The organism is Rhodoferax sp. GW821-FHT02C08 (assembly GCF_059421805.1).
Window position 1 is genome coordinate 1 of sequence record NZ_JBWKVR010000066.1, and the last position, 636, is coordinate 636.

General features: G+C 53.1%; 1 pseudogene. It reads right to left on the reverse strand.

Annotated features, from left to right (window positions below):
* Positions 1-636 (reverse strand): annotated as a pseudogene (locus tag AC07VY_RS26580) (calcium-binding protein); the annotation flags it as partial.

Here is a 636-nt window from a genome sequence, read left to right on the forward strand (position 1 = left end):
ATCGGCATCGGTTGCAGCTTGTTGCATCAAGCTGCTCAGTTGCTGAGCGCTATCCCAGCCCATGCTATCGAGCATGGCGCCTTCGCTGCGGTACAAATCCAGTATGGTTGCCGTTCCCTCCGTTTTATCCGCAGCAGTAGCTGCCGCCAGACCTGCGTTCAGGCGACTGAAATCGAAGCTGATACCAGCATCACTGATGGTTAAGTCCACCATGTCCAGATATTTGGAAAGGCGTAACAAGGGAGACAGGTTGACAGTCGCATCCTCCACTAACCGGTTCCACAAAGTATCGATGTGTGCACTTCCGTTGACAGGCGCCGGTATAGTCACCCGGATATATCCTGGCTCACCAGCCGGAACAGCATTTCTGGTTTGGGCAATGATTTGCGTGAGTGGGACCCAAACTTCGACTGGTACAGCGCCGCTCGTAGCGAGATACCTTGGTTGGTAAAAGAATGCATCGCCTTGGATTTGATTCCAATTTAGAAACGTATATCCTGTGAAAGCCTCGTAGGCGTAAATCTTCTCTAGTCCACCGACCATGCGCTCGCGCATGGCGTCAAACTTGGCAAGGTCTTCTGTGGACAGAGTGGCCCGATAAGCATTCCGGTCGGCATCGCTGGCCTTGATGGCGGT